Genomic DNA, 20,202 nt, shown 5'->3' on the forward strand with positions numbered 1-20,202 from the left:
TTACCCTCTCGCCTGCGCAGTCTTACGCAACCGAAAGCCAAACACATTAATGTACAATCCTGCCATGATCAGCAGCGCACCGAGCAGTTGTAATCCGGTAAGCGTTTCATCCAGCAGCACGGCCGCGCTCGCCAGTCCAACAACCGGCACCAACAGCGACAACGGCGCGACACGCCAGGTTTCATAACGCCCGAGTAAAGATCCCCAGATGCCATAACCCACAATGGTCGCCACAAACGCCAGATAAACCAGTGACAGAATGGTGGTCATATCTATCGTCACCAGACTTTGGATAATTTGCGTTGGGCCATCGAGAAGTATTGAGGCGAGGAAGAATGGGACAACAGGAATCAACGCACTCCATACCACCAACGACATCACCGCCGGGCGTGACGTATGCTGCATGATTTTTTTATTAAAGATATTACCGCTGGCCCAGCTTAGGGCCGCCGCCAACGTCAGCATAAAACCGAGCATGCCAACATGCTGTCCGTTGAGACTGGCCTCAATCAGCACCAGCACGCCAAATATGGCCAGCGCAATCCCTACCCGTTGTTTACCTTGCAAACGTTCACCAAAGGCGAATGCCCCCAGAATGATGGTGAAAAACGCCTGAGCCTGTAATACCAAAGAAGCTAACCCGGCAGGCATACCGAATTTGATGGCGCTAAAGAGAAACGCAAACTGCCCAAAACTGATGGTCAGCCCATAGCCGAGCAGCAGTGAAAGCGGAATTTTCGGCCGGGCAACAAAAAAAATCGCCGGAAATGCCACCAGTAAAAAACGCAACCCTGCCAGCATTAACGGTGGCATATTGTGGAGCCCCACTTTGATGACGACAAAGTTCAGCCCCCAAACCACAACGACCAGTAACGCTAATAACCCGTCTTTACGCGACATACCACCGCCCCTGCGAATATTAAATTTTTGTAAACAAATTAAAGTAACGGAAATCGTTGTGCCGTAACAGATCATTAATTCAGGTAGGCCACACAGGGCATTTTCGGACAACTTATTGAGTGTACATCACACTTTTAGCATGCTATTTGTTTCTGATATCTAAAAAAAACATAACAACATGCATTGTCGGGCAGGAAAATGAATATCTCTCTGAGAAGGTCCACTCTCGCGTTACTCGCGTCATCATTGTTATTAACGATTGGGCGTGGCGCCACGCTGCCCTTTATGACGATCTACCTCAGCCGACAGTACAATCTGAGCGTCGACCTGATCGGTTATGCGATGACGGTCGCACTGACCATTGGCGTCGTGTTCAGCCTTGGCTTTGGTATTCTGGCCGACAAGTTTGATAAAAAACGCTATATGCTGCTGGCTATCTGCGGCTTTGCCTCTGGCTTTATTGCTATTCCACTGGTGCATAACGTAGTGGTAGTGGTTTTGCTCTTTGCCCTGATCAACTGCGCCTACTCCGTCTTCGCCACGGTGCTGAAAGCCTGGTTTGCCGATAATCTCTCGGCGACCAACAAGACAAAAATTTTCTCGCTTAACTATACCGTGCTGAACATCGGCTGGACCGTAGGCCCACCGCTGGGCACGCTACTGGTGATGCAAAGCATTAACCTGCCGTTCTGGCTCGCTGCTGCATGTTCAGCACTCCCTCTGGTGTTTATCCAGACCTGGGTAAAGCGTTCACCAGCAGCATCAGAAGGTTTGAACGCGGCAGTTTGGTCCCCCTCGGTACTGCTACGCGACAGAGCATTATTCTGGTTTACGCTGTCAGCATTTTTGGCGTCATTCGTTGGTGGTGCCTTCGCGTCCTGTATTTCGCAATACGTTATGGTGGTTGCAGACGGCGATTTTGCCGAGAAAGTGGTAGCAGTCGTCCTGCCCGTCAACGCCGCCATTGTGGTATCACTGCAATATGCCCTCGGGCGCAGGCTCACCGCCACCAATATCCGCCCGCTAATGACTGTAGGCACGCTGTTCTTTGTGGTCGGTCTGGTTGGCTTTACCTTCTCCGGCAACAACCTGGTGTTATGGGGCATTTCTGCGGCCTTTTTCACTATCGGCGAAGTCATTTACGCACCGGGTGAATACATGCTCATCGACAACATCGCGCCTGCAGGAATGAAAGCCAGCTATTTTTCCGCCCAGTCGTTAGGCTGGTTGGGCGCAGCGGTAAACCCATTAGTCAGCGGCGTCATTTTAACCACATTGCCGCCGTGGTCGCTGTTTGTGGCGCTGATGGTGGCGATCGTTCTTGCCTGGGCGCTAATGATAAAAGGCATGCGCGCCAAACCCTGGGGCCAGACGGCGGCCTGCTAATTCTGCTAATGATGATCGCGACAGAGCCAAAGCCCCTCTGTCGCGAATCTCAAATGGCGACCAGCCCTCGAACGCCGTCGGACTCCATATTTTTACCGTCACCGCTTTGAATAATGCTGCCTCGCGACATGAGTAAGTATTTGTCGGCCAGTTGCTGCGCAAAATCATAGAACTGCTCCACCAGCAAAATGGCCATGTCACCCCGGTGCGCCAGTTGAGAAATCACCTGCCCAATTTCTTTAATCACTGACGGCTGGATCCCCTCCGTGGGCTCATCGAGGATCAACAACTGCGGGCGACTGGCCAGCGCTCGCCCAATCGCCAGTTGCTGCTGTTGCCCGCCGGACAAATCTCCGCCCCGCCGATGTTTCATCTCCTGTAGCACCGGAAAAAGCGCATAGATATCATCCGGCACACGTCTGGCCTCCTGTGCTGAAAAACGGGAAAGGCCGAGCAGCAGGTTCTCTTCTACCGTCAGACGCGGGAAAATATCGCGACCCTGTGGTACATACGCCACACCGGCCCTGACCCGCTGATGCGGCTTCCAGTGAGTGACATTTTTCTCCTGCCAGAACACACTCCCACTGCGGGCAGGAATAAGCCCCATCAGGCACTTAAGAAGCGTCGTTTTCCCCACGCCGTTACGCCCCAGCAGACATGTCACCTCGCCGATACGCGCCTCAAAGTTCACACCTCGCAGAATATGGCTGCCACCATAATATTGATTCAGTTCTTTCACCTGCAGCATCTGTGCTCCTTAACGCCCGAGATAAACTTCAATAACCTGCTCATTGGCCTGCACTTCGCGCAGACTTCCCTGAGCCAGAACGCGTCCCTGGTGTAAGACCGTGACGCGATCGGCAATGGTTTCGACAAATCCCATATCGTGCTCAACAACCATCAGCGAGTGCTTCCCGGCAAGCTTACGAAACAGCTCCGCAGTGTATTCCGTCTCCGCATCCGTCATGCCCGCCGCGGGTTCATCCAGCAGCAGTAAATGCGGCTCCTGTACCAACAGCATACCAATTTCGAGAAACTGTTTTTGCCCGTGAGAAAGTAGCCCGGCGCGGCGGGCCCGCTCGTTGCCCAGCCGCAACAGCACCAGTATTTCATCTATACGATCCCGTTGTTCGCCGGTGAGGCGCGCCCGTAAAGAGCCCCAGACAGATTTATCACTTTTCAGCGCCAGCTCCAGATTCTCCTCTACCGTTAACGCTTCAAATACCGTGGGTTTCTGAAATTTCCGTCCAATTCCCTGACGTGCAATGGCGATGGGATCCAGCGTTGTTAAATCGGTCGACTGATCGTATATCGCCCGACCACTTTGCGGCCTGGTTTTGCCGGTAATAACATCCATTAGCGTCGTTTTTCCGGCACCGTTGGGACCAATGATGCAACGCAGCTCCCCAACGCCAATATTGAGCGTGAGATCCGTTAACGCCTGGAATCCATCGAAGTTAACGTTAATTTTTTCCAACTGGAGCACCGGGTCCGTTTGGTTGCGAAACCGATCGCCTGGCATCTGGCGAGTAAAAAGCCCTTCATCTGGCTGCATTATTTGTCTCCCTTGCGAAACAGACCCATCACACCACGAGGTAAAAACAGCGTAACGCCAATAAAGATCAGGCCAAGAAACAGCTGCCAGTATTCCGGCATAATGACGGTAAACAGACTTTTAGCGCCGTTCACCAGTACGGCGCCAAATACCGGGCCAATCAGGGTTCCACGCCCGCCAAGGGCAACCCAAATCGCCGCTTCTATCGAGTTGGTCGGCGACATTTCGCTGGGGTTAATGATTCCAACCTGCGGAACATACAACGCCCCCGCCAGGCCGCACAGCACGGCGGAAAGCGTCCACACCAGCAGCTTGAAACCTTTCGGATCGTAACCACAGAACATCAGTCGGTTCTCGGCGTCGCGCACGGCGGTGAGAATTCGACCAAACTTACTGCGGGCCAGCGCCAGTCCCAGCCATATTGCCAGCACCAGCAGCATGACCGTCGCCAGAAACAGCGCGATACGGGTTGAGGTCGCGGTCACCGGAAATCCCAGAATGGTGGTAAAGCCGGTAAAACCGTTATTTCCCCCAAAGCCGGTTTCGTTGCGGAAAAACAGTAACATTCCGGCGAAAGTCAGGGCCTGAGTCATGATGGAGAAATAGACCCCTTTGATTTTTGAACGGAAGGCAAACCAGCCAAATACCAGCGCCAGCAGGCCCGGCACCAGCACAACCAGCAACATCGCCCAGATAAAATGTTGCGTTCCCCACCAAAACCAGGGCAGCTCGGTCCACGACAGAAACGACATAAAGGCCGGTAATCCTTCGCCGGAAGCCTGGCGCATCAGGTACATTCCCATCGCATATCCCCCCAGCGCAAAGAAAATACCGTGGCCCAGCGAGAGCATTCCCGCATAGCCCCACACCAGATCCAGCGCCACCGCCACAATGGCATAGCAGAGAATTTTCCCGGCCAGAGTCAATGTCCACACCGATATGGCCAGCGGATGATCCGCAGGTAACAGCGCCAGAAACGGCAGAATAATCAGCGCCAGCAGTAAACCCAGCCCCAGGACGCGTGTCGCGCGTGGCGCTTTACGCGCCAGCGTTAATGTCATTGGCATCGTCATCAGTCAATAACCCTCCCTTTCAACGCGAACAGCCCCTGAGGACGTTTCTGAATAAACAAAATAATCAGCACCAGAATCATAATCTTACCGAGAACCGCTCCCACCTGAGGCTCAAGAATTTTGTTGAAAATCCCAAGCCCAAACGCAGCGGCTACACTCCCCGCGAGTTGTCCCACGCCGCCCAGCACCACCACCAGAAACGAATCGATAATGTAGCTTTGCCCCAGCTCCGGTCCTACGTTGCCTAACTGCGAGAGCGCTACGCCCCCCAGTCCGGCAATCCCTGAACCAAGACCAAAGGCCAGCATATCCACACGTCCGGTAGGTACGCCGCAGCAGGCCGCCATATTGCGATTTTGCGTCACCGCACGTACGCGCAGTCCGAGACGGGTTTTATTCAACAACAGCCAGGTGAAGAACAGCACCAGAATGGCAAAGCCAAACACCACAATTCGGTTCCACGGCAAAATCAGATTGGCATAAACCTGAATGCCCCCGGAAAGCCATTCCGGATTAGCGACTTCAAGGTTTTGCGCGCCGAAGGACATACGCACCAACTGGATAAGCATCAGGCTGATCCCCCACGTTGCCAGCAGGGTTTCGAGCGGACGCCCGTATAAATGGCGGATCACTCCGCGCTCAAGTAGCATTCCAACCCCAGCGGTAAGCAAAAAGGCGACCGGAAGCGCAATAACCGGATACCAGGCCAACCATTGCGGGAAAAACTGGCCCATCAGCTGTTGCACCATCCAGGTACCGTAAGCGCCGAGCATTAACATCTCACCATGCGCCATATTAATGACGCCAAGTAAGCCGTAGGTTATCGCCAGACCCAATGCCGCCAGCAGCAAAATGGAGCCTAGCGACAATCCCATAAATGCCTGTCCAAGAAGATCGCCAACCTTCATGCGATGCGCGATGGCATTCAGGCTTTCGTCAGCGGCAGCACGAACGCGGGCATCAGGTTCATGTTCAGCATGGGTGAATGGCTGCAGACGCGCCTGGGTTTCAGGATCGTTCGACGCCCCTAGCAGTACGATTGCCTGACGTCTGATTTCAGGCGAGGTGCTGGTCAGTTGCAGGTTTGCCAGTGCAATAGCCAGTAAGGATTTCACGTCAGCATCGGGCTCCTGGGCCAGTCGTTGCTGCAAAAACGGCAGCATCTCCGGCTGGGCTTCACGCTGTAATGTACGCGCTGCCCCGCCCCTTTGCGTGACACTGTCACTTAAGAGCTGGTGGACGGCCAAGGTTCCGGCAACCAGATTACGCAGGCGGTTAGTCAGGCGGATTTTTTTTAGCTCGCCGTTCGGACCTGCCGCCATTCCTAGCGGTTGTACGTGCGAGCCGTTCATGATGAACGCGTTTTTCGCGTTATCTGTCAGCAGGTTCTCATCACTCAGCGCTTTGAGCACCGGCAAGCGTTGAACATCGGGTTTTACCGACCATTGTTCTAGCAAGGCGGCCTGCTGAGTCCGGTTGGCGGCGGTAAAGGTATCGGCATCTGCGGCCTGCGCTATCCACGGCAAAAGCCACGTCAGCAACAACACACCACGAATAAAGCGCATGGCTTTCATGAGCATTCTCCAAAGCGTTGCCCTCCCGCAGGAGGGCGTAAGATCAGTTGCTGGCGGTTTTAACGGGCTGTTCAGATTTTTTATCATTACCAGCGATATATGGACTCCACGGCTGGGCGCGAACCGGCGCTTCGGTTTGCCACACCACGTTAAACTGGCCGTTGCCTTCAATCTCGCCAATCATGACGGGTTTATGCAGGTGATGGTTGGTCGCATCCATGGTCAGGGTAAATCCTGATGGTGCCGCGAATGATTGTCCTGCCATAGCCGCCCGGACTTTATCCACATCGGTAGTTCCGGCTTTTTCTACTGCCTGCGCCCACATATGCAGGCCAACATAAGTGGCTTCCATAGGGTCGTTGGTCACCACCGAATCAGCATTCGGCAGCTTATGCGCTTTAGCATACGCCCGGTAATCTGCGACGAACTTCTTGTTGGCCGCATTATCTACGGACTCAAAGTAGTTCCACGCAGCCAGGTTGCCCACCAGCGGTTTAGTATCGATACCGCGCAACTCCTCCTCACCCACAGAGAATGCCACCACCGGAACATCCGTGGCTTTCAGGCCCTGGTTCGCTAACTCTTTATAGAATGGAACGTTAGAATCCCCGTTGATGGTCGATACCACCGCCGTTTTTCCCCCTGCGGCGAATTTTTTAATACTGGCAACAATGGTCTGGTAATCACTGTGTCCGAATGGGGTATACACCTCTTCGATGTCTTTATCGGCCACGCCTTTCGAATGCAAAAAGGCGCGTAAAATTTTGTTAGTCGTACGCGGATAGACATAGTCCGTACCCAGCAGGTAGAAGCGCTTAGCGCTGCCGCCGTCCTCACTCATCAGATACTCAACCGCCGGGATCGCCTGCTGATTAGGCGCAGCGCCGGTATAGAAGACGTTAGGCGACATCTCCTCACCTTCATATTGCACCGGGTAAAACAGCAGACCGTTCAATTCTTCAAATACCGGTAAAACCGATTTACGCGAAACCGATGTCCAGCAGCCGAAAACCGCCGCTACCTTGTCCTGGCTCAGTAACTGACGTGCTTTTTCAGCAAATAACGGCCAGTTCGAAGCCGGGTCAACCACCACCGGTTCCAGCTTTTTGCCCAATACACCGCCCTGCGCATTGATTTCATTAATAGTCATCAACGCCACATCTTTCAGCGGCGTTTCGGAAATAGCCATGGTGCCGGATAACGAATGCATGATGCCAACCTTAATAGTGTCGGCCGCCTGAACGCTAAAACTCATTCCCATTGCGACAACAGAGGCGGAAAGCGCAAAAGCTTTTAAAAATGTACGACGCTGCATAGTTTCACTCCTGAAATTAGTCTTGTTGAAAGCTCCGGTGCAGCCGGGCAGACAAAACGGTGCAAATTAAGGGTATTCAGAAGTGATAAGGCAAAAACGATGCCAGATATTTAAACATCATATAAAATCAATTAGTTAGAATTTTAGGCACAAAAATCAGTATTAATTTTTGCCGCCAGAAGGATTAATCGCGTGAAAGATTGAACCACAATGAGACAACTCTGCATTATAAACGTGCAACAATCTGTGTCTGTCACACACGGTCATAACGGCGTGCCCCGGTATAAAAACGTGGTTATTTGTTCGCAGATAACCGTGCCTTGTCACTATTATTTATTTTTCCCGACGTAATCACGTCAAAATTTTACTTTTCCGCCGAAATAATCACACAGTTCAGCCTTTGTTTAAGATTGAATTGCTACTATAGTCATAAGCGAGGTGAACTTAAGGTAAGAGAGGAAACTCACAAATAAAGGAGCATTTACTATGCTGGGTAATATGAATATTTTTATGGCTGTTCTGGGAATTATTTTATTTTCCGGTTTCCTGGCCGCGTATTTTAGCCACAGATGGGATGATTGATGAACGGAGATAGTCCTGAACCGACCCGGCCCCTTGCTGCGTAGCTGCACAAGGGGCCATTTTTTTACCTGAATTCCCCTTCCCGGCACCTTTTCCCTGATGTACAGATAAAAAAAAACCGCCGGATAAACCAGCGGTAAATGCTTGCATGGATAGATTTGTGTTTTGCTTTTATACGCTACCTGGCAATTCCCTGCGAAGATAACGGATAGTTGGCTAATCTATCATCGACAACCCCAATGAACGTTAAACGAAACGTAACTACCTTCTATAAGACATGTTGGCCGCTAATGAGATTCTTGCAAACCGTACAGTAATCCATGTTATCGCAATGGTTATAAAATGAGCTATTTATTGCTTCATAGTGTATGGTAAGCACCCCATCACAAGGACAATCAATATGTCGATACTCAAAGATATTAAGATGCGTACTTTACGACCAGTGAAAAGTACCTGTCCTCACTGCTGCCGCCAGTCAATGCACAGCCTGTCGAGAATAAAAAACAACATAACGTTAGTCTGCCCCAACTGCGGCAATACCTACCTTCCTTCCCAAAGCAAACCAGTCAAGTAACGTAAGAACAGGAAAACAATGCCGACCTTTCACCAGCAGCACTCCCTACCCGAGCGTCTCTATGAGATGCAAGGCATCAATACCCAACAACGATTCATTTTGCTGAAGAAAAAATCCAGCTAACAACCGGGCACCACGCCCGGTTCAATTTTCTGGCTGACCAGTCTTAAGCGCTCAAGCCACGATGTTCCAGCATGGGTTCCATACGCGGTTCACGCCCGCTCCACTGGCGATAAAGTTCAGTTAAATCAGTGCTGTTTCCGCGGGACAAAATTGCTTCGCGGAATTTCTGTCCGTTTTCACGGGTTAATCCGCCCTGCTCTACGAACCACTGATAGCCGTCATCGGCCAGCATTTGCGTCCACAGATAGGCATAATAACCTGCGGCATAACCGCCACCGAAGATATGGGCAAAATAACTGCTGCGATAACGCGGCGGCACAGCCTTGAGATCCAAACCTTCCGCCGCCAGCGCCTGCTGTTCAAATTGATCGACCGGATGAGATGACTCGCTCAACTCCAGAGAGTGCCAGCGCATATCCAGCAATGCAGCGCTGAGCAGTTCGGTCATGTCGTAACCTTTGTTAAACAGACTGGCCCGCTGCATTTTATTCCGCAATGCCTGCGGCATTTGCTCCCCGGTATCAACATGTCGGGCAAAACGGGCAAAGACCTGAGGATGGCTCGCCCAGTGTTCGTTGATCTGTGAAGGAAACTCGACAAAATCACGCGGAGTGTTGGTTCCAGAAAGCGTGGCATAACGCTGAGTGGCGAACAGACCGTGCAATGTATGTCCAAATTCATGAAATAGCGTAATAACATCATCCCACAGCAGCAATGCAGGCTGATCCTGTGCTGGTTTTTGATAATTACAGACGTTGTAAATAACCGGTCTGGTTTCGTTAAGCAGCGATTGCTCGACAAAATTGCCCATCCAGGCTCCGCCGCTTTTTGATTCCCGGGCAAAGAAATCACCGTAAAATAGCGCCAACCCTACGCCATCATGATCGAATATTTCCCATACCCGAACATCCGGGTGATAAACCGGAATATCGAATCGTTCAACGAATTTGATGCCAAAGAGTTGATTGGCCGTCCAGAAAACGCCCTCGTTCAGCACCGAATCCAGGGCAAAGTAAGGTTTGAGCTGTGCCTCATCAAGGTCATATTTCTCACGACGGACCTGCTCGGCATAAAACGACCAGTCCCAGGCCTCGGCGCTAAACGACTCGTGTTCTTGAAAGATAACGTTCTGGATTTCAGCCTGCTCATCCAACGCCCGCGCCCGCGCGGCTGGAACAATAGATCGCATAAATGTCAGTGCCGCTTCCGGCGTTTTTGCCATCTGGTCGGCAATTTTCCAGGCTGCGTAATTGGCAAAACCAAGCAGTTGCGCCTGCTGCATCCGGATTGCTACCAGTCGCTGAATAATAGCTCGCGTGTCGTTGGCATCATCATTTTCAGCCCGCGTCCATGCGCGGGTGAACAGTTTTTCGCGGGTCTGACGATCGCGTAAAACCACAAGCGCCGGTTGCTGTGTTGTGTTTAATAGCGGGATAACCCAACGCGCTTCAAGCCCTTTCGCCCTTGCAGCTTCGGCGGCAACGGCAATTTCTTCTGTGCTGAGCCCCTCCAGATGCCGGATATCATCCACCACCATAGCACCTGACGTGTTTGCTGCCAGCAACCGTTGATTGAACTGGCTGGTCAGCGTGGCTGACTCCGTATTGAGCGCTTTAAGTTTGGCTTTATCGGTCTCGTTCAGACGGGCGCCGGCCAGTACAAAACGCTGATACACGACCTCCAGCAGACGTATTGATTCGCTATCCAGACTTAACGTACCACGCCTCTGCCAGACGGCTTCGACACGGGCGAAAAGCGCGCCATTGAGATAAATATCATTGGCAAGGTTCGCCAGCTCTGCGGAAAACTCTTCGTCAAGGCGCTGTAGTTCATCGTTGGTGTGCGCCGCCGTCATCGCGAAGAAAACGCTGGTCACGCGCGTGAGCAGCCCCCCGCTTTGTTCAAGCGCCAGCAACGTATTAGCAAAATCAGGAACCTGTGAGTTTTGCACAATAGCGTCGATCTCGGCGCGTTTTTGCCGCACGCCTTCATCAAACGCTGGACGATAATGCTGCACGTCGATCTGATCAAACTGCGGTGCCTGATACGGCAATGTGCTGTGGTGTAAAAATGGATTCGTTAACGACATCTTTCACTCCTGAAAACGATTTGTATACCAGAGTAGACTTCCCGGGAATCGACCGCAATCGCGTTAAGCAGGAATAGCTCTGAACGGAAATGACGTGCTATGGTAGTACTACATAAAAAGCGTTGAGGAACAGTGAGATGATCGTTTTAGTAACCGGAGCAACCGCAGGTTTTGGTGAGTGCATTACGCGTCGTTTTATTGAGAATGGGCATAAAGTTATTGCCACCGGACGCCGCCAGGAGCGCCTGCAGGAACTCAAAGATGAGCTGGGTGACCGCCTCTATACCGCGCAACTGGACGTACGTAATCGTGCATCAATTGAAGAGATGCTGAACGCCTTACCCGCTGAATGGCGCGATATTGATGTTCTGGTCAACAACGCGGGTCTGGCGCTGGGCCTTGAGCCAGCCCACAAGGCCAGCGTTGAAGACTGGGAAAATATGATCGACACCAACAACAAAGGTCTGGTTTATATGACCCGTGCCGTTCTGCCAGGCATGGTTGAGCGCAACCGCGGTCATATTATCAATATCGGTTCTACCGCGGGAAGTTGGCCATACGCTGGCGGGAACGTCTACGGTGCGACCAAAGCGTTTGTTCGCCAGTTTAGCCTGAATTTACGTACTGACTTACATGGCACTGCGATTCGCGTTACCGACATTGAACCGGGTCTGGTTGGCGGTACGGAATTCTCTAACGTACGTTTCAAAGGCGATGACGCTAAAGCTGAAAAAGCCTACGAAAATACCACTGCGCTGACCCCGCAAGATGTTACAGAAGCGGTATGGTGGGTGGCGTCCTTACCCGCTCATGTCAACATTAACACCCTTGAAATGATGCCTGTCACACAGTCCTTTGCCGGACTGAGTATTCATCGGAGCTAATTTCTCTGCCCGGCCTTGCGCCGGGTATAGATAGCCTGAAATAAGTGATAAGATCTCCGGGTTAACTCTCTAAAAAGTAAGAATGAATGACCGTAGAAACGCAGCTCAACCCTACACAACCGGTAAATCAACAGATTTACCGTATTCTTCGTCGTGATATCGTGCACTGTCTGATTGCACCCGGTACGCCGCTGTCGGAGAAAGAGGTTTCCGTACGCTTTAATGTGTCACGCCAGCCGGTACGAGAAGCATTCATCAAACTGGCAGAGAACGGTCTGATTCAGATCCGCCCGCAGCGTGGCAGCTACGTAAACAAAATTTCGCTGTCGCAGGTGCAGAACGGCTGTTTTGTTCGCCAGGCAATTGAATGTGCCGTGGTCCGCCGCGCCGCATCACTGATCACCGATAAACAGTGCTATCAGCTCGAGCAAAATCTGCATCAACAGCGCATCGCGATTGATCGAAAACAAATCAATGATTTCTTCCAGCTTGATGACGAATTTCATCAGAAACTGGCTTTAATCGCCGAGTGCCAGCTCGCCTGGGACACCGTTGAGAATATTAAGGCCACGATTGACCGCGTTCGCTATATGAGCCTGGATCATATCTCTCCGCCTGAAATGCTGCTGCGTCAGCATCACGATATTTTTACCGCACTTGAGAAACATGATGGCGATGCCGTTGAGCGCGCAATGATGCTGCATCTCCAGGAAATTGGTGAGTCCGTTCAGCTAATCCGTCAGGAAAATAGCGACTGGTTCAGCGAAGATTAATATTACGCTCACCTCACACCGAGGTGAGTTTCTCCTGCCTTCCCCTCTCCCGCACATCTGCATAAAAAAAGCTGTGATTTTGATCGAAAACAAAAAAAATCATTAACGAGAAGCGTATTTATATTGCGCCCGTTACGTGGGACTAGAGACCACGGGCTTTGACGGTAAGTTGGAAAGGAGAAAACACCATGAAAACATACGATCGTAACCGTAACGCAATCACCACTGGCAGCCGCGTCATGATTAGCGACACCGGACTTACAGGCCGCATTACAGCGATAGATACCGATGGCCTGACCGCTGAGCAAATTCGCCGCGGGAAAACAGTGGAAATCGAAGGGTGTGAAGGTAAATATGCCCCCCTCGAACTGATTCGTTTGGGCATGAACTAATTGGTGTGAATGCCAGAAAACAATGCGCCATCTGGCCCGTTTATAGCCAGATGGCGACTTAAATGATGTTCTCGTTACTTCAGTTTTGCAGCATACTTCGCAACGGTTGCCTTCGCCCCTTCAGCCAGTAAAGCAAGATAGGCTTGTGTGACCTGATTCTTGAACAATTCTACCTGCGGCAGTTCACGACCAAAAATAGCATCGATCGCCAGCAGCGCCTGGACACGATCTTCGCCCTCGTTACTGCTATGCACCGCTTTCTGGATCACCGGTAACAGCGGATCGCTGATTTCAATCGCCTGACCCTGATCATCCACACCACCGACGTAACGCATCCAGCCAGCCACGCCCAGCGCCAGCAGTTCAAAGTGGCTACCGTGCACAATGTGCCAGCGAATGGAGTCCAGCATACGCTGCGGCAGTTTTTGACTGCCGTCCATCGCGATCTGCCAGGTGCGATGACGCAGTGCCGGGTTGCTGTAGCGCTCAATTAACAGATCGGCATAGTGCGGAAGATCCACTCCTTTCACTTTTAACGTGGGCGCTTGTTCCTGCAACATCAGCGCGCGCGCGGCGAGGCGATAATTTTCATCGCCCATGCAATCGTTAATGTGCTGATATCCCGCCAGATAACCCAGATAAGCAAGGAAAGAGTGGCTGCCGTTGAGCATACGCAGTTTCATCTCTTCAAACGGAATGACATCAGCAACCAGCTCCGCTCCCGCCTTCTCCCATTCAGGGCGACCAGCGACAAACTTATCTTCAATAACCCACTGACGGAACGGTTCACATGCCACGCCTGCCGGGTCGCGTACGCCGGTAATGTGTTCAATTTTGTCCAGCGTATCCTGGGTAACTGCAGGGACAATGCGGTCAACCATTGTCGACGGGAATGTGACATGTTGTTCGATCCACGCAGCCAGTTCCGCATCCACCGCCCGGGCATACGCGGTGACAACATTGCGCATCACATGACCGTTTTCCGGCATGTTGTCGCAGGACATCACGGTAAAAGCGGGTAACCCCGCAGCTTTGCGGCGTGCAAGCGCCTCAACCACAACGCCTGGCGCAGTTTTTGGCTGTTTTGGATTTTGTAGATCGGCAGCAATCATCGGGTTGTCTAACATCAATTGACCGGTCGCCGGAGAATGGCAATACCCTTTCTCGGTAATGGTCAGAGAAACAATCGCAACCTGCGGTTCACTCATCGCAGCCAGTACGCTTTCCAGCCCATCAACCTGCGCATGCAGCGCATTTTTCACCACGCCCACGACTCTTGCAGTCCAAGCATCTGCGGACATTTCTGCAACGGTATACAGGTTATCTTGCTGTTTCAGATCGGCAATCTGCTGCTCGCCGCCAATCAGGTTCACTTCGCAATAGCCCCAGTCACTGCCGTGATCTGCAGCGAGAATGTCAGCGTAAACCCCCTGATGTGCGCGGTGAAATGCGCCAAACCCCAGATGGACAATACGCGGGACCAGTTTTGTACGATCGTAGTCGGGAAGTGCAGCCTTTGCCGTTAAGAGCTTGTTTTGCATGGTATGACCTACTTATCAATGAAATCAGGATTGATTCAGAGTAACGCCTGTATGGTTGTATGTTTTGATTTGCATTAAGCTTTTTATGATTGGTATGACATCACTTAAAGCTGTGTACCATAAAAGGTAAATTTGGCGGCATATTGCCGCCAAAGGATATTAATGTTTCTGCCACTGCTGGTATTCACGTTTAAGCCTTTGCGGTGCAGTTTCCGGCATCATCAGCAAACCAATAACTGAGATGACGCCAAGTACAATCACATAGGTTGCGAGTCCATAATAATGTCCACCAGTTACTTGCAGAATTTTTACTGCTACTAAACCAAGAATCCCACTACCAATTAGCGATCCCAACTGCCAAATTAATGCTATTCCGCTACAGCGAATATGAGTCGGGAAAAGCTCTGGGAAATAAGATGCCTGAGGTGCATAACACATACTATGCCCAACGCTCAGTACCAGGATCATTACTATTTGCGTAAGCCAAAAGCTATCCTGATTGATTGCAAGGAAGAAAGGAATAATCATAACAACCTGGAGCAATGCGCCGATAATATAAACTGGTTTACGCCCAATTTTATCGCATAGCGAGCCCATCATCGGTATTGCAATTATTTCTATAATCACCGCAACAATCATTGTCTCCATCAAGATATTTGCATCGAGATTGTTTGCCTTACCGTATGCAAGGACAATCACTGTAAACATTGCAAATGTGCAAGCCTCAATCAGCTTCGCACATACTCCCTTAACGACAATTCCCGGAAAATCACGGATAACTTCAACTAATGGACGTGATTCTTCTGCTTTTGTCTCCCTAATCTGAGCAAAGACTGGTGATTCATCAATTTTTAAGCGGATAAATAACCCAACAATAACCAGCAACAGACTTAACAGGAACGGTATACGCCACCCGTAATCCATCATTGCCTCTGGAGAAAGTGTGGCATTTAACAACGCAAAGAGTGCTAACGGCAGAAGAAAACCAACTGGGGCACCGATTTGAACCCAACTCGAAAAAAATCCACGATGTTTGGGCTCAGAATATTCAGCAGTCATCAATACTGCACCGGCTTGTTCTCCTCCAACACCAAAGCCCTGTAATACACGAATAAATATAAGTAAAGCTGGAGCCCATACACCTATTTTTTCATATGTAGGTAACAACCCAATACAGAATGTCCCTAAGCCAACGATTAATATAGTAATAACCAGTGCTTTTTTGCGCCCGACCTTATCGCCAATATGCCCAAAGACAATTCCTCCTAATGGTCTAGCCAGGAAACCAACGGCATAGGTTGCAAAAGCAGCCAGCGTACTAATTAACGGATCGTCACTTGGAAAAAATAAATGACCAAAAAAGAGTACGGCTGCTGTCCCATATGCAAAGAAGTCATAGTATTCGGCAGCAGTACCAATTGCGGAGGCTGAAGCCACTCTGCGAATAATGGGTTTATTATCTACGTTATTTTTAATATCGACTGAACTAACCATAAGTTTTACCTTCTGTAGGGTATTGAGTTAATCAACATCTTTCGTACGTAAAATTTATATTTACCAGTTCCACAACGTGCCATCTTCCAGACGAGCAACAGGCAGATATGCAGGGTCATACGGGTATTTCGCCGCCAGCTTTTCATCAAACTCGATCCCAAGACCTGGTTTGTTTCCTGGATGCATATAGCCGTTATCAAAGGTCCAGTTGTGCGGGAACACTTCCAACATTTGCTCGGAATACCCCATATACTCCTGTACGCCGAAGTTCGGCACCCACAGATCAAAGTGCAACGCAGCGGCCATGCATACTGGGGACAGATCGGAAGGTCCATGCGAACCGGTACGTACCTGATACAGCGACGCAAAATCGGCAATTCGACGCATGCCAGTGATACCGCCCGCATGGGTGATGGTGGTGCGGATATAGTCGATCAATTGTTCTTCGATAAGCTGTTTGCAGTCCCAGATGCTGTTGAAAACTTCCCCTACCGCAATCGGCGTGACCGTATGCTGGCGGATCAGGCGGAAGCATTCCTGGTTTTCAGCCGGGGTTGGATCTTCCATCCAGAACAGACGGTATTGCTCGATGCTTTTGCCGAAACGGGCCGCTTCAATTGGCGTCAGACGGTGGTGCATATCGTGCAGAAGATGTTCGTTGAAACCAAACTTGTCGCGCACGGCTTCAAAAAGTGTTGGCGTGAAATCGAGGTATTTCTCCGTTGACCATAACTGCTCTTCTGGCCACTGCCCTTTGGTGGCGGGTTCGTAGGCCAGTCCTTTGCCTTTAGACATACCGTAAGTGGTTTTCATACCCGGCACGCCGCACTGCACGCGAATTGCTTTAAAGCCCATCTCTTTATGGCGCGCATAATCTTCGAGTACGTCATCAACGGTATGGCCTGTGGTGTGACAGTAAACCATAACGCCTTCACGAGATGCACCGCCGAGCAACTGGTACAATGGCATATTCGCCGCTTTCGCTTTGATGTCCCACAATGCCATATCCACCGCGGAAATCGCCGACATGGTGACCGGACCACGACGCCAGTACGCGCCTTTGTAGAAAAACTGCCAGATGTCCTCAATTCGGTGCGCATCGCGACCAATCAGTTGCGGACAAACATGATCTTTCAGATAGGACGCTACGGATAACTCGCGTCCGTTTAACGTCGCATCTCCCAGCCCAGTGATCCCATCGTCTGTCGTAATTTTCAACGTGACAAAATTACGCCCCGGACAGGTGACAAACACTTCAGCCCCAACAATCTTCATCTCTTATTCCTTGCATTTGTTCTTGTGATGCAGGAAATTTACCCAACTGAGCTACTACCATACAAGTATGAAGATCAAAAAAGCGCTGATTGATCACAAAAAAGGCGCTATGCGCGCCCCCATCCCGCCACAATAATCAGCATGCCGCACAATGCCACCAGCGCGCCTGACCAGTCGTACAGGCTAAGTTTTACGCCGTCAACAATACGTAGCCAAAGCAACGCTGTCACCACGTAAACTCCACCATAGGCCGCGTACACACGCCCGCTTGCTGCCGGATGCAGCGTCAGTAACCAGACGAATAAGGCCAGTGACATCCCGGCGGGTATCAGCAGCCAGGCCGTAGCCCCTCGCTTAAGCCAGAGCCAGGGTAAAAAGCAGCCAATGATTTCGCATAACGCGGTGATGAAAAAAAGGAATGTGGTCTTAAGCATTGATGTTATTCAGTTACCTTCGGTTTAACCATGATACGACAGAATGTCGTTAGCGTATCCATCTCCGCTGAGTGGGTATGCCCGCAAGCCAGAATAGTGTAGAATTTAACCCTGTTTTATTGTTTTTTCCCTTTCCCATAAAAGGAATTCACCATGAATATTACACTGACCAAACGCCTGTGCCTGACGGCTATGCTGACGCTGGCTGCGGCTGTGTACACCTCTTCCGCATTTGCTGAAACCAGTAAACTGATCATTGAATCCGGGGACAGTGCGCAAAGTCGTCAACAGGCAGCAATGGAAAAGGAACAATGGAACGATACGCGTCAGCTACGCCAGAAGGTCAACAAGCGTGCAGAGAAAGAGTGGGACAAAACCGACTCAGCTTTCGATAGCCGTGATAAATGCGAACAGAGCGCTAATATTAATGCGTACTGGGAGCCCAACACCCTGCGCTGCCTCGACCGCCGCACTGGCCGCACCGTTGCCCCATAATGATTGCACTTTGAAAGATATTGAAAGGATACGATATGACTAGCGCCCTCAGTGTTAAGCTGCGCCCGCTGGAGCGTGAAGATTTACGATTTGTCCATCAGCTTGATAACAACGCCAGCGTAATGCGTTACTGGTTTGAAGAACCTTACGAAGCATTTGTTGAACTGTCAGATCTGTATGACAAGCATATCCACGACCAAAGTGAACGTCGCTTTGTTGTGGAATGCGACGGTGAAAAAGCCGGACTGGTGGAGCTGGTTGAAATTAACCATGTGCACCGCCGGGCAGAATTCCAGATCATTATTTCGCCGGAATATCAGGGCAAAGGTTTGGCTTCCCGGGCTGCTAAGCTGGCGATGGATTATGGCTTTACCGTACTTAACTTATATAAGCTGTATCTGATCGTTGATAAAGAGAACGAAAAAGCCATCCACATCTACCGTAAACTCGGGTTTATGGTCGAAGGCGAGCTGATTCATGAATTCTTTATCAACGGTCAATACCGCAACACTATCCGCATGTGTATCTTCCAGCAGCAGTATCTGGCAGAACATAAAACGTCAGGTCCTAACCTGCTGCAACCTACCGCTCAGTAAAGACTAACTAATAGTAATCGATGGTGTTTTCAATCGAGTAATGGTGTTCAACTGCCGGCTTCACGCTCTCGTCAACGATAACAAGCTGGCAGTTGACCGGATTAGCATAGTCATCATACTTGCACGTTTGTTTTACATTACCTAACGGATGGTTATTGAGCAGACTTACCGCGGTGTAATCCAGCTTCTTTAACGGGTCAACCGACGGTTTGGCATCAACCTGCAAGGTATTGTCCTTATTGACGGTGGTTTTACCCAGCGGGTAGCCTTCCGCATCATAGCGATATTGCACCTTCATCTCTTTTCCCGTGGCGGAAACGACAAAACCGTTATCGTCGGTATCCCATACCACGCCCGCCGCAGGCAGTTCTGCTAACTGACATTTACCCTGTAAGCGGATCCGTTTTTCCAGCGTTTTGGCGTCCCGGTAATAGTTAGCATCCAGGACCAGCGCCATGCCGGTATTGCTTTCGATATCATGCAATTCAAGCGTATCGAAGCACCCTTCCTGTGAGAGCGTACCGACAACGCGCTTGGTGACTACACCTTTGTCATTAAGCAGCGTCTGGCTGAAATCTTTTACTGGCCCGCGCAGCGGATCGAAATCAAATTCATTGGAAAAACTGGCCATTTCCGGCGTAAAGGAATCCAGGCCTTTGGCGTTATCACACCCGACCAGCACGACGCACAGGAAACCTAATAAGATCTTTTTCTTCACATTTTTCACCGGGATAAGAAGATAATTCTCAATCATATTAGCAAATACAGTTATTTACACCAGAAATGCTAATCTTAGTCCAGGTCGATCATAAAGGAGCTGATGATGAAATACATAACAGGAATTGCCGCGCTCTTACTGGCCGTCGCGTCCCCGCAGGTTTTGGCGGCACCGGCGTCATGTGAACGCGTGAAAAGCGATATCGAACAGCGCATCATTAATAATGGCGTTGCTGAATCCAGCTTTACGCTGAACATTGTCCCCAACGATCAGGCCGATCAGCCTGATTCACTGGTCGTGGGACATTGTGCAAACGATACGCACAAAATTCTCTATACCCGAACCAACAGTGGCAACGCCCCTGCCAATAGCACCCCTGCCCAGGACGGGCACGCCGCCGAACCGCAATAAATCACGCCCTCCGTGCGC

21 protein-coding genes are annotated in these 20,202 nt (G+C 50.7%); 9 read left to right on the plus strand and 12 right to left on the minus strand.

Going from position 1 to position 20,202, the window contains the following annotated elements:
* Positions 1 to 900: an O-acetylserine/cysteine exporter gene (eamA, locus tag ABIE10_RS02910; protein ID WP_019076776.1), complete on the minus strand. Its 900-nt coding sequence runs from the start codon at positions 898 to 900 to the stop codon at positions 1 to 3.
* Between the two features lie 198 nt (positions 901 to 1,098).
* On the opposite strand from eamA, the gene ydeE reads away from it, so the two are divergent.
* On the plus strand, positions 1,099 to 2,286 hold the full coding sequence (gene ydeE, locus ABIE10_RS02915; RefSeq protein ID WP_191221168.1) for an efflux MFS transporter YdeE: 1,188 nt from the start codon (positions 1,099 to 1,101) through the stop codon (positions 2,284 to 2,286).
* Positions 2,287 to 2,335: 49 nt separating this feature from the next.
* Here the strand turns inward: ydeE and urtE are convergent, their stop codons facing one another.
* From urtE to urtA, 5 genes are read right to left on the minus strand one after another with little or no spacing between them, the layout of a single operon-like run.
* Positions 2,336 to 3,034, minus strand: coding sequence for an urea ABC transporter ATP-binding subunit UrtE (urtE, locus tag ABIE10_RS02920; protein WP_191221169.1), 699 nt, complete (start codon positions 3,032 to 3,034; stop codon positions 2,336 to 2,338).
* 9 nt (positions 3,035 to 3,043) lie between these two features.
* Positions 3,044 to 3,841, minus strand: coding sequence for an urea ABC transporter ATP-binding protein UrtD (urtD, locus tag ABIE10_RS02925; protein WP_153690373.1), 798 nt, complete (start codon positions 3,839 to 3,841; stop codon positions 3,044 to 3,046).
* Positions 3,841 to 4,914 (minus strand): urea ABC transporter permease subunit UrtC, encoded by a 1,074-nt coding sequence (gene urtC / locus ABIE10_RS02930; protein WP_016153066.1) that lies wholly within the window; start codon positions 4,912 to 4,914, stop codon positions 3,841 to 3,843. The genes urtD and urtC overlap by 1 nt, the downstream gene beginning before the upstream one ends.
* On the minus strand, positions 4,914 to 6,488 hold the full coding sequence (urtB, locus tag ABIE10_RS02935) for an urea ABC transporter permease subunit UrtB (RefSeq protein ID WP_429154671.1): 1,575 nt from the start codon (positions 6,486 to 6,488) through the stop codon (positions 4,914 to 4,916). Before urtB ends, urtC begins: the two co-directional genes overlap by 1 nt.
* A 43-nt stretch (positions 6,489 to 6,531) precedes the next feature.
* Positions 6,532 to 7,803, minus strand: coding sequence for an urea ABC transporter substrate-binding protein (urtA, locus tag ABIE10_RS02940; protein WP_016156478.1), 1,272 nt, complete (start codon positions 7,801 to 7,803; stop codon positions 6,532 to 6,534).
* Positions 7,804 to 8,289: 486 nt separating this feature from the next.
* Here urtA and mgtS point away from each other — a divergent pair, with 486 nt between their 5' ends.
* Both mgtS and ABIE10_RS02950 read left to right on the plus strand, forming a co-directional pair.
* The gene (gene mgtS / locus ABIE10_RS02945; protein ID WP_003032406.1) at positions 8,290 to 8,385 is read left to right on the plus strand and encodes a protein MgtS; all 96 of its coding nucleotides are present in this window, start codon (positions 8,290 to 8,292) and stop codon (positions 8,383 to 8,385) included.
* Between the two features lie 400 nt (positions 8,386 to 8,785).
* Positions 8,786 to 8,959 (plus strand): YnfU family zinc-binding protein, encoded by a 174-nt coding sequence (locus ABIE10_RS02950; protein ID WP_213083734.1) that lies wholly within the window; start codon positions 8,786 to 8,788, stop codon positions 8,957 to 8,959.
* Positions 8,960 to 9,125: 166 nt separating this feature from the next.
* Here the strand turns inward: ABIE10_RS02950 and dcp are convergent, their stop codons facing one another.
* A complete protein-coding gene (dcp, locus tag ABIE10_RS02955) occupies positions 9,126 to 11,171 on the minus strand; it encodes a peptidyl-dipeptidase Dcp (protein ID WP_429154675.1) in 2,046 nt (681 codons plus the stop codon).
* A 137-nt stretch (positions 11,172 to 11,308) separates the two neighbouring features.
* On the opposite strand from dcp, the gene ydfG reads away from it, so the two are divergent.
* From ydfG to ydfZ, 3 genes are all read left to right on the plus strand, one after another.
* Positions 11,309 to 12,055 (plus strand): bifunctional NADP-dependent 3-hydroxy acid dehydrogenase/3-hydroxypropionate dehydrogenase YdfG, encoded by a 747-nt coding sequence (ydfG, locus tag ABIE10_RS02960; protein WP_016153061.1) that lies wholly within the window; start codon positions 11,309 to 11,311, stop codon positions 12,053 to 12,055.
* An 86-nt stretch (positions 12,056 to 12,141) separates the two neighbouring features.
* Positions 12,142 to 12,828, plus strand: coding sequence for a GntR family transcriptional regulator (locus tag ABIE10_RS02965; RefSeq protein ID WP_016153060.1), 687 nt, complete (start codon positions 12,142 to 12,144; stop codon positions 12,826 to 12,828).
* A 188-nt stretch (positions 12,829 to 13,016) separates the two neighbouring features.
* The gene (gene ydfZ / locus ABIE10_RS02970; RefSeq protein WP_003032393.1) at positions 13,017 to 13,220 is read left to right on the plus strand and encodes a putative selenium delivery protein YdfZ; all 204 of its coding nucleotides are present in this window, start codon (positions 13,017 to 13,019) and stop codon (positions 13,218 to 13,220) included.
* Positions 13,221 to 13,294: 74 nt separating this feature from the next.
* Here the strand turns inward: ydfZ and ABIE10_RS02975 are convergent, their stop codons facing one another.
* From ABIE10_RS02975 to ABIE10_RS02990, 4 genes are all read right to left on the minus strand, one after another.
* Positions 13,295 to 14,761: a mannitol dehydrogenase family protein gene (locus ABIE10_RS02975; RefSeq protein ID WP_429154678.1), complete on the minus strand. Its 1,467-nt coding sequence runs from the start codon at positions 14,759 to 14,761 to the stop codon at positions 13,295 to 13,297.
* A gap of 159 nt (positions 14,762 to 14,920) precedes the next feature.
* Positions 14,921 to 16,255, minus strand: a complete 1,335-nt coding sequence (locus ABIE10_RS02980) for an MFS transporter (protein WP_049041486.1) — start codon at positions 16,253 to 16,255, stop codon at positions 14,921 to 14,923.
* A 60-nt stretch (positions 16,256 to 16,315) separates the two neighbouring features.
* Positions 16,316 to 17,530: a starvation-sensing protein RspA gene (gene rspA / locus ABIE10_RS02985; protein ID WP_429154681.1), complete on the minus strand. Its 1,215-nt coding sequence runs from the start codon at positions 17,528 to 17,530 to the stop codon at positions 16,316 to 16,318.
* A 107-nt stretch (positions 17,531 to 17,637) separates the two neighbouring features.
* Positions 17,638 to 17,964 (minus strand): YnfA family protein, encoded by a 327-nt coding sequence (locus ABIE10_RS02990; protein ID WP_016153055.1) that lies wholly within the window; start codon positions 17,962 to 17,964, stop codon positions 17,638 to 17,640.
* Between the two features lie 153 nt (positions 17,965 to 18,117).
* Between ABIE10_RS02990 and ABIE10_RS02995 the strand changes: the two genes are divergently transcribed.
* Together ABIE10_RS02995 and speG are read left to right on the plus strand one after the other, a co-directional pair.
* On the plus strand, positions 18,118 to 18,459 hold the full coding sequence (locus tag ABIE10_RS02995) for a DUF1283 family protein (RefSeq protein WP_047500462.1): 342 nt from the start codon (positions 18,118 to 18,120) through the stop codon (positions 18,457 to 18,459).
* A gap of 35 nt (positions 18,460 to 18,494) precedes the next feature.
* A complete protein-coding gene (gene speG, locus ABIE10_RS03000) occupies positions 18,495 to 19,055 on the plus strand; it encodes a spermidine N1-acetyltransferase (RefSeq protein WP_006684613.1) in 561 nt (186 codons plus the stop codon).
* Between the two features lie 7 nt (positions 19,056 to 19,062).
* Here the strand turns inward: speG and ABIE10_RS03005 are convergent, their stop codons facing one another.
* Positions 19,063 to 19,773, minus strand: coding sequence for a YnfC family lipoprotein (locus tag ABIE10_RS03005; RefSeq protein WP_080981761.1), 711 nt, complete (start codon positions 19,771 to 19,773; stop codon positions 19,063 to 19,065).
* Positions 19,774 to 19,875: 102 nt separating this feature from the next.
* Between ABIE10_RS03005 and ABIE10_RS03010 the strand changes: the two genes are divergently transcribed.
* On the plus strand, positions 19,876 to 20,184 hold the full coding sequence (locus tag ABIE10_RS03010; RefSeq protein WP_103766286.1) for a DUF1161 domain-containing protein: 309 nt from the start codon (positions 19,876 to 19,878) through the stop codon (positions 20,182 to 20,184).
* Positions 20,185 to 20,202 lie beyond the last annotated feature (18 nt).

Origin of the sequence: Citrobacter sp. 506, assembly GCF_050434985.1 — a bacterium.
GTDB lineage: Bacteria > Pseudomonadota > Gammaproteobacteria > Enterobacterales > Enterobacteriaceae > Citrobacter > Citrobacter braakii.

Bases quoted from the DNA above. Each gene is read 5' to 3' on its own strand.
- eamA (WP_019076776.1), bottom strand. From the start codon at position 900: ATGTCGCGTAAAGACGGGTTATTAGCGTTACTGGTCGTTGTGGTTTGG.
- ydeE (WP_191221168.1), top strand. From the start codon at position 1,099: ATGAATATCTCTCTGAGAAGGTCCACTCTCGCGTTACTCGCGTCATCA.
- urtE (WP_191221169.1), bottom strand. From the start codon at position 3,034: ATGCTGCAGGTGAAAGAACTGAATCAATATTATGGTGGCAGCCATATT.
- urtD (WP_153690373.1), bottom strand. From the start codon at position 3,841: ATGCAGCCAGATGAAGGGCTTTTTACTCGCCAGATGCCAGGCGATCGG.
- urtC (WP_016153066.1), bottom strand. From the start codon at position 4,914: ATGACGATGCCAATGACATTAACGCTGGCGCGTAAAGCGCCACGCGCG.
- urtB (WP_429154671.1), bottom strand. From the start codon at position 6,488: ATGAAAGCCATGCGCTTTATTCGTGGTGTGTTGTTGCTGACGTGGCTT.
- urtA (WP_016156478.1), bottom strand. From the start codon at position 7,803: ATGCAGCGTCGTACATTTTTAAAAGCTTTTGCGCTTTCCGCCTCTGTT.
- mgtS (WP_003032406.1), top strand. From the start codon at position 8,290: ATGCTGGGTAATATGAATATTTTTATGGCTGTTCTGGGAATTATTTTA.
- ABIE10_RS02950 (WP_213083734.1), top strand. From the start codon at position 8,786: ATGTCGATACTCAAAGATATTAAGATGCGTACTTTACGACCAGTGAAA.
- dcp (WP_429154675.1), bottom strand. From the start codon at position 11,171: ATGTCGTTAACGAATCCATTTTTACACCACAGCACATTGCCGTATCAG.
- ydfG (WP_016153061.1), top strand. From the start codon at position 11,309: ATGATCGTTTTAGTAACCGGAGCAACCGCAGGTTTTGGTGAGTGCATT.
- ABIE10_RS02965 (WP_016153060.1), top strand. From the start codon at position 12,142: ATGACCGTAGAAACGCAGCTCAACCCTACACAACCGGTAAATCAACAG.
- ydfZ (WP_003032393.1), top strand. From the start codon at position 13,017: ATGAAAACATACGATCGTAACCGTAACGCAATCACCACTGGCAGCCGC.
- ABIE10_RS02975 (WP_429154678.1), bottom strand. From the start codon at position 14,761: ATGCAAAACAAGCTCTTAACGGCAAAGGCTGCACTTCCCGACTACGAT.
- ABIE10_RS02980 (WP_049041486.1), bottom strand. From the start codon at position 16,255: ATGGTTAGTTCAGTCGATATTAAAAATAACGTAGATAATAAACCCATT.
- rspA (WP_429154681.1), bottom strand. From the start codon at position 17,530: ATGAAGATTGTTGGGGCTGAAGTGTTTGTCACCTGTCCGGGGCGTAAT.
- ABIE10_RS02990 (WP_016153055.1), bottom strand. From the start codon at position 17,964: ATGCTTAAGACCACATTCCTTTTTTTCATCACCGCGTTATGCGAAATC.
- ABIE10_RS02995 (WP_047500462.1), top strand. From the start codon at position 18,118: ATGAATATTACACTGACCAAACGCCTGTGCCTGACGGCTATGCTGACG.
- speG (WP_006684613.1), top strand. From the start codon at position 18,495: ATGACTAGCGCCCTCAGTGTTAAGCTGCGCCCGCTGGAGCGTGAAGAT.
- ABIE10_RS03010 (WP_103766286.1), top strand. From the start codon at position 19,876: ATGATGAAATACATAACAGGAATTGCCGCGCTCTTACTGGCCGTCGCG.